We start from the raw sequence: 6431 nt of genomic DNA, 5'->3' as shown, positions 1-6431 counted from the left end.
GGGACCCGTCCGCGCGGCGCGGGACCGCCGGGAGCCGCACCGCGCCGCCCGGTACCGCCGGGAAGCGGCACCGCGCCGCTCAGTGCCGCCGGAAGCCCGCCCGCCGACGGTCGCGCGCGTTCCAGCACGGCAGGTGCCAGTGCCGCCGCTCCTCGACCCCGCGGCCGTCCTCGGCCGGCCAGGTCACCACGTGCGGCATCCCCGAGGGCAGCAGCTGGTCGCAGCCGGGGCACCGGTAGTGCTTCACGGTGGTGCCGCCCGGCACCCGGCGGACGTAGTGCTCGCCGTCGCGGCCGCTCTCCAGGTCGGTCGTCATGCCGCTGCCCAGCGGTGGTGCGACGGGACGGCCCCGCCCCCGTTCCGAGGGGCGGGGCCGTCGCGCACGCCGTCCTGCCATGTCCCCCAGTGTCCCAGGGGTGTCGGGATCCCTCAGCGCTTGGTGTAGTCCCGGAAGCCGTGACCGGTCTTGCGCCCGAGCCGGCCCGCGGTGACCAGGTGTTCCAGCAGCGGCGCGGGGGCGAACCCGGCCTGGTGGAACTCCGCGTGCAGCGAGCGCTGGATCGCCAGCGACACGTCGAGACCGACGACGTCGAGCAGCTCGAACGGGCCCATCGGCAGCGCACAGCCGGTCTTCATCGCCGCGTCGATGTCGTCGGCGGTCGCGTAGTGCGCCTCCAGCATCTTGACCGCGTCGTTCAGGTACGGGAACAGCAGCGCGTTGACGATGAACCCGGCCCGGTCACCGCAGCTGACCGGGACCTTCTTCAGCTTCTGGCACACGTCGAGGACCGTGGCGGCCACATCGCGCGAGGTGCCGATCGTGGACACCACCTCGACCAGCTTCATCACCGGTGCGGGGTTGAAGAAGTGCATGCCGATCACGTCGCCGGGGCGGCTCGTGACCGCGGCGCACTCGACGACGGGCAGCGAGGACGTCGTCGTCGCCAGGATCGCGCCGGGCTTGCAGATCTCGTCGAGCGCGCCGAACATCGCCCGCTTGACGTCGAGCTCCTCGGCGACGGCCTCGACGACGAGGTCGACCTCGGCCATGTCCTCCAGCGCGGTGGTGCCGCTGATCCGGGCGAGGACGGCGTCGCGGCCCGCCTCGTCCAGCTTGCCGCGCGCGACCGCCTTGTCCAGGGACTTGCGCACCAGCGCGACCGAGCCCTCGACCTTGGAGTCGCTGCGCCCGCGGACGACGACGTCGTAGCCGGCCTTGGCGAACACCTCGACGATGCCCGAGGCCATGGTGCCGGTGCCGATCACGCCGACCCGCGCCACGTCGCGCAGGGTCACGTCGTCGGGCACGGCCGAGGCCGGGGTCTCACCGTCGGCGACGACGGTGGAGCTGTGCGGGGCGGAGTAGGTGTAGAAGCCGCGCCCGGTCTTCCGGCCGAGCAGCCCGGCGGTGATCATCTGCTTGAACACCGGGTTCGGCGCGTGCATCAGGTTGCGCGACTCGCCGTACATCGTCTCGAGGATCTCGTAGGCGGTGTCGAGGCCGATGAGGTCGAGCAGGGCCAGCGGGCCCATCGGGTAGCCGCAGCCGTAGCGCATGCCGGCGTCGAGGTCCTCGCGGCTGGCGTAGCGCTCGGCGTACATCTTCGCCGCGTGGTTCAGGTAGCCGAACAGCAGCGCGTTGGCGATGAAGCCGGCGCGGTCGCCGATGACGACCGGGACCTTGCCGAGGGAGTCGGCGAACGCCTGGACGTCGGAGATGACGTCGGGCTCGGTGACGACGGTCCGCACGACCTCGACCAGCTTCTGCACCGGTGCCGGGTTGAAGAAGTGCATCCCGACGACCTTGCCGGGGCGCGTGGTGCGCACGGCCAGCTCGGTGACCGACAGCGACGAGGTGTTCGAGGCGAGGATGGTGTCCTCGGCGACGACCTTGTCGACCTCGGCCAGCAGCGCGGTCTTGGCGTCCAGGCTCTCCGGGATGGCCTCGACGACCAGCTGCGCCGGCGCCAGGTCGGCCAGGGTGGTGGTCACCGTGATGCGACCGAGGAGCTCGTCGGCCTGCTCACGGGTGAGCTTGCCGCGCTCGATGGCGCGGTCGGTCGAGGCCGCCAGGTGGGCCCGGCCACGCTCCCCCGCCGCCTCGTCCACCTCGACGGCGACCACGTCGAGACCGTTGCGGGCGAAGACCTCGACGATGCCCGCCCCCATCGTGCCGAGGCCGACCACTCCGACGGTCCGGAACTCACGTGCCACGCTGCAACCTCCTGGTTCGACAACCCTGTCTTCCGCGTCGTCGCGCATCCTGTCATCCGGAAGCGCTACCAGTGGGTAACATGCGACCAGGACCACCCCGACGTGCGGGAACGGTCCTGGTCGTCGGGTGAGGGGCCCCTCAGCGCCCGTGGCGGGCCTTCACGATCCCGACCAGCGTCTGCATCGTGCGCGCGGTCCGCTTGAAGCTGGTGACGACGATCGGCATCCCGAACCGCTGCCGGGCGATCGACTGGGCGCGGGTGAACTCGCGCAGGCCGTCGGCGCCGTGGATGCGTCCGAAGCCGGACTCCCCCACCCCGCCGAAGGGCAGCGACGGGATCCCGGCGAAGGAGATCACGCCGTTGATCGAGACCATCCCGCAGCGGAGCCGCTCGGCGATCCGCTCGCCGTGCTTCGCGGAGAACACGGTCGCGCCGAGGCCGTAGCCGGTGGCGTTGGCGCGGCGGACCGCCTCGTCGACGTCGGGCACCCGGTTGACCACGACCAGCGGGCCGAAGGTCTCCTCGGTGACCGCGACGGAGTCCTCGGGCACGTCGGCGATGACGACCGGCGAGATCGACCCGCCCTGGGCGGGCACCGAGTCGGCGCCGCCGACGATCGCGCGGCCGCCGCGCTCCAGGGCGTCGGTGACGTGCCGGCGCACGATCTCGGTCTGCGACGGCATCGTCATCGGCCCGAGGTCGCCCTCGTTCGTGGCCGTGCCGACCTGCAGCTTCGACGCCGCGGCCCGCACCTTCTCCAGGAACCGGCCCGCGACGGACTCGACGACGTAGACCCGTTCCACCCCGACGCAGGTCTGGCCCGCGTTGGACATCCCGCCCCAGACGGCGGCGTCCGCGGCGGCGTCGAGGTCGGCGTCGGCGTCGACGATCAGCGGGTCCTTGCCGCCGCACTCCATGAGCACCGGCACCAGGTTCTCCGCGCAGGAGGCCATCACCCGGCGTCCGGTCGCGGCGGACCCGGTGAACGCGATCTTGCCGACCCCGGGGGCGCGGCACAGCTCGGCGCCGGTCGGCCCGAACCCGGTGACGACGGTCAGCAGCGGGTACCGACCCACCTCGGGAACGGCCTCGGCGAGCGTGCGGGCGATCTCGTGCCCGACGCCCGGGGTCAGCTCCGAGGGCTTGAACACCACGGTGTTGCCGGCGGCCAGCGCGTAGGCGATCGAGCCCATCGGTGTGAAGATCGGGTAGTTCCACGGCCCGATGACGCCGACGACGCCCAGCGGCCGGTACGCCACCGACGCCGCCTGGTTCGCCATCAGCAGGCCCGGGGACACCGAACGCTTCCCGAGCACCTTCGCGGCGTTGGCCGAGGCCCAGTCCAGGTGGTCGATGGCGAGCACGACCTCGAGGCGGGCGTCGTCGAGCGGCTTGCCGGTCTCGGCGGCGACGACACCGGCGACCCGGTCGAGCTGCGCGACCAGCACCTTCTTCCAGGCCGCGAGCCGGCGACGGCGTTCGGCGAACCCGAGCCCGTCCCACCACACCCCGGCCTCGCCGGCGTCACGGACGGCGGCACGCACGTGCTCACCGTCGTGGACGGGGTAGCGGGCGAGCTCCTCCCCGGTGCGCGGGGAGAGGGACGCGAAGTCCCCCGAGGCGGGCACGGCGGCGGTCGTGGGGGCGGAGTCAGCGGCGGTGGCACTCACGTGGTCAGGCTAGACGCCGTGGCAGGGCCCGGCCGGGCCCGCGCTGGCCCGGCGGGGCCGCCTCAGAACAGGAGCAGGTCGTCGCGCGCCATCCCGCGCAGTGCGTCGTAGTCGACGGTCACGCAGCGGATACCGCGGTCGACGGCCAGCGTACGGGCCTGCGGCTTGATCTGCTGGGCCGCGAACACCCCGTGCACCGGCGCGAGCAGCGGGTCGCGGTTCATCAGCTCCAGGTACCGGGTGAGCTGCTCGACGCCGTCGATCTCGCCGCGGCGCTTCACCTCCACCGCGACGTGCGCGCCGTTCCCGTCGCGCAGCAGCAGGTCGACCGGGCCGACGGCGGTCATGTACTCGCGGCGGACCAGCGTGTGGCCCTCCCCGAAGGTCTCCGGGTGCGCGGCGAGCAGCTCCTGCAGGTGCGCCTCGACGCCGTCCTTGACCAGGCCGGGGTCGACGCCGAGTTCGTGGCTGGAGTCGTGCAGCACCTCGTCGATGGTGATGACCAGCGACTCGTCGGCCTTGTTCTTCACCGTCCACACGCCGGGCTCCTCGGTGAGCCAGCACGGTGGCGACATCCAGTTGAGCGGCTTGTAGGCGCGGTCGTCGGCGTGGATGCTCACCGAGCCGTCCCGCTTGACCAGCAGCAACCGGGGGGCCATGGGCAGGTGGGCGGTCAGCCGTCCGACGTAGTCCACCTGGCAGCGGGCGATGACGAGACGCACCCTGCTCACTGTAAGGCCGGGTGGAGGGATCATCCTGGGCGGGTGATCGAGCAGACCTCGAGCCGCCGGGTGTACGCCAACGACTGGATGACCGTCCGGGAGGACGGCATCCGGCGTGCCGACGGCACCGGGGGGATCTACGGCGTCGTCGACAAGCCCACCTACGCACTGGTGATCCCCCGCGACGACGACGGCCGTCTGCACCTGGTCGAGCAGTACCGCTACCCGGTGGGCGGCCGCCGCTGGGAGTTCCCGGCGGGCACCGCGCCCGACCGGGCCGACGTGGACCCGGCCGAGCTGGCGGTGCGCGAGCTCGTCGAGGAGACCGGGCTGGCCGCGGCGCGGATGACCCTGCTCGGCACGCTGGACTGCGCGCCGGGCATGTCCAGCCAGCGCGGTCACGTCTACCTCGCGACCGGGCTGACCGCGGGCCCGCCGCGCCGCGAGCACTCCGAGCAGGACATGCGCGCCGCCTGGTTCACACCGGCCGAGCTGGCGGCGATGGTGGGCCGAGGCGAGCTCACCGACGCCCAGTCCCTCGCCGCCTGGACACTGCTCACCCTGTACGACGCGGGCACCTGATCACCCGGTGAGCACCGGCAGCGCCGCCACCCGGCTGAACCCGGGACGGGGCAGCCAGGCGACCTCCGCGGCCGGCACGGCGAGCCGCAGGCCGGGGAAGCGTTCGAACAGCGTCCGGAAGGCCACCTCGCCCTCCTGCCGGGCCAGCGCCGCGCCCAGGCAGTAGTGCGCGCCCTGTCCGAACCCGAGGTGTCCCTCGCCCCGCCCGGTCTCCCGGGCGACGTCGAGCTCGTCGGGCCGGTCGTAGGCGCGCGGGTCGTGGTTGGCCGGCAGCAGCCCGGCGATGACCGGGGTCCCGGCGGGCACGACGGTGCCGCCCAGCTCGACGTCGACGGTCGGGTACCGGAACTGGGTGAACTGCACCGGGCCGCGGGCGCGCATCAGCTCGTGTACCGCGCCCGGCCAGCCCGCCGGGTCGGCCCGCAGCGCGGCGAGCTGGTCCGGGGCGCCCAGCAGCGCCAGCACGCCGTTGGTGACCAGGTGCGCCGTCGTCTCGTGCCCGGCCATGACGATCGCGAAGATCATCGTGACCATCTCGCGGTCCGAGAGGCGGTCGCCGTCGTCGTCCTGGGCGGCGATCAGGGCGCTGACCAGGTCGTCGGCGGGCTCGGCCCGGCGGGCGTCGACGAGGGCGTGCACGTGGGCGATCGCCGCCCGCAGCGCGGGCCCGGTCCGCTCGCGGTCCATCGTGGTCAGCACCGCTCCCCATTCGTGCCACTGCGGGCGCTCGGGCTCGGGTACCCCGACGAGCTCGCAGATCACGGTGATCGGCAGCGGGTAGGCCAGCGCCTCCACCAGGTCCACCGGCGCGCCACCGGCCCCGGCGGCGGCGACCTCGTCGAGCAGGGCGGCGGTGATCTCCTCCACCCGCGGGCGCAGCGCCGCTACCCGCTTCACCGTGAACGCGCGCGACACGAGCTTGCGCAGCCGGGTGTGCTCGTCGCCGTCGGTGGTGAGGATGTTGCGCACCAGGTAGCCCGCGACGTCGTCGGGAACCCCCATCGTCGCCATGATCTGCTCGCGGGTGTCCGGCCCGCCGGCGAGCGCCGGATCGGTCACGAACCGCGGGTCGGTCAGGACCGTGCGGACGTCGTCGTAGCGGGTGACGAGCACGGCGGGCGGGCTGCCCAGCATCGTCACGGTGGTGGTGGGCGCCTGCTCGCGCATCCGCCCGTAGGCGGTGTACGGGTCGGCGGTGACGGCCGGGTCCATCAGGTCCACGGCACTCGGTGCGGCCATCT

6 protein-coding genes are annotated in these 6431 nt (G+C 73.2%); 1 reads left to right on the top strand and 5 read right to left on the bottom strand.

Translation table 11 applies throughout. The annotated features are described in order from the left end of the window. Positions 1 to 79: 79 nt before the first annotated feature. The 4 genes from GTW08_RS12415 to nucS all read right to left on the bottom strand — a co-directional run bounded on the left by GTW08_RS12415 (position 80) and on the right by nucS (position 4608). A complete protein-coding gene (locus tag GTW08_RS12415) occupies positions 80 to 316 on the bottom strand; it encodes a hypothetical protein (RefSeq protein ID WP_083474308.1) in 237 nt (78 codons plus the stop codon). 113 nt (positions 317 to 429) lie between these two features. Next, the gene (locus tag GTW08_RS12410; protein ID WP_073578495.1) at positions 430 to 2214 is read right to left on the bottom strand and encodes a 3-hydroxyacyl-CoA dehydrogenase family protein; all 1785 of its coding nucleotides are present in this window, start codon (positions 2212 to 2214) and stop codon (positions 430 to 432) included. Between the two features lie 139 nt (positions 2215 to 2353). Beyond that, complete coding sequence (locus GTW08_RS12405; protein ID WP_139283060.1) at positions 2354 to 3844, bottom strand: aldehyde dehydrogenase family protein; 1491 nt, start codon at positions 3842 to 3844, stop codon at positions 2354 to 2356. Positions 3845 to 3948: 104 nt separating this feature from the next. Next, positions 3949 to 4608 carry an endonuclease NucS gene (gene nucS, locus GTW08_RS12400; RefSeq protein WP_073578497.1) on the bottom strand — a complete coding sequence of 220 codons (660 nt, stop codon included), beginning with the start codon at positions 4606 to 4608 and terminating at the stop codon, positions 3949 to 3951. Positions 4609 to 4695: 87 nt separating this feature from the next. Between nucS and GTW08_RS12395 the strand changes: the two genes are divergently transcribed. After that, positions 4696 to 5190, top strand: a complete 495-nt coding sequence (locus GTW08_RS12395; protein ID WP_083659186.1) for an NUDIX domain-containing protein — start codon at positions 4696 to 4698, stop codon at positions 5188 to 5190. Here the strand turns inward: GTW08_RS12395 and GTW08_RS12390 are convergent, their stop codons facing one another. Further along, the gene (locus GTW08_RS12390; RefSeq protein ID WP_073578498.1) at positions 5191 to 6429 is read right to left on the bottom strand and encodes a cytochrome P450 family protein; all 1239 of its coding nucleotides are present in this window, start codon (positions 6427 to 6429) and stop codon (positions 5191 to 5193) included. Positions 6430 to 6431 lie beyond the last annotated feature (2 nt).

It is taken from the genome of Pseudonocardia sp. SID8383, from assembly GCF_009864975.1.
Taxonomy (GTDB): domain Bacteria; phylum Actinomycetota; class Actinomycetes; order Mycobacteriales; family Pseudonocardiaceae; genus Pseudonocardia; species Pseudonocardia alni.
This window is presented reverse-complemented; position numbering and strand designations above follow the sequence as displayed.